Here is a 1,062-nt window from a genome sequence, read left to right on the forward strand (position 1 = left end):
CTTTATAAAGTATCTGTGATCAGACGAATTAAACATGCTTCTACAGCAACTTGTACATTACCCATTTATATGGGCTTTCTCATGACAGAACCGAACTCTATTAGCTGCACACAACTTGCCGAGACTTATAATATCTCGCATGATAGTGTAAATCGCTTTCTAGAGCGTGAAGACTACACACCTCACGACCTATATCAAGAATCAATTCAACATATTGATAATAATAAACTTATAGTCAGCATTGATGATACTGTTTTAGATAAACCATATAGTCAACATATGGACTTGGTTAGCTATTTTTGGTCAGGCAAACACCATCGATCCGTCAAGGGTGTTAATCTCATTACCTTGTATGCGACAGATCAAAATGGTCAAAATATTCCAATTAATTTCCGAATTTATGACAAATCTGAAAGTAAAACCAAGAATGATTACTTTATGGATATGTTAAGTGAAGTACTCAGTTGGGGTGCAAAGATTCAATTTATTACAGGTGATAGTTGGTATTCATCGACTGGAAATCTAAAAACCATAAGAAAATATGGTATTCGATTTATGTTTGGTATCGACTGTAACCGTAAGGTTTCCCCAGAAAAAGGACAATGGTTTCAACTGCGTTTATTGCCAGATTTCCATCAGGGTCAAGTGGTCTGGCTCAAAGATTTTGGCTTTGTACAATTATTTAAGACTCAGTTAAAAGAACAGCAGAGGTTTTATATTGTGCATCAAGATGAAGATGATTTATTGTCCTTTGAGGGTTTTCATGAATTGCATTCAAGTCATTGGAAAATAGAGCAATATCACCGGGTGATTAAACAGGTTTGTCATATTGAAAAGTTTCAAGTAAGACGATCTAAACTGATTTTGAATCATATTTTTTCAGCCTTGATGGCCTACGTTGAGATACAAAAGAACCAGTTTGAGCGGATCTTTGAAAATGTATATCGTTGGCAGAAGAAATTATTTAGACCAGTTATCAAAAACTTCATTGATGACTTTATTCTCGATAAAAATCATCTGCTACCACAGAGAATCTATAAATAATAGTGCGTAAGTCCTATC

The 1,062-nt window shown here is 34.7% G+C and carries 1 protein-coding gene; it reads left to right on the forward strand.

Going from position 1 to position 1,062, the window contains the following annotated elements; translation table 11 throughout:
* Positions 1 to 15 precede the first annotated feature (15 nt).
* Positions 16 to 1,044, forward strand: coding sequence for a transposase (locus HMPREF0023_RS15885; protein WP_080591894.1), 1,029 nt, complete (start codon positions 16 to 18; stop codon positions 1,042 to 1,044).
* Positions 1,045 to 1,062: the final 18 nt, after the last annotated feature.

The organism is Acinetobacter sp. ATCC 27244, from assembly GCF_000156555.1.
Taxonomy (GTDB): Bacteria; Pseudomonadota; Gammaproteobacteria; order Pseudomonadales; family Moraxellaceae; genus Acinetobacter; species Acinetobacter haemolyticus.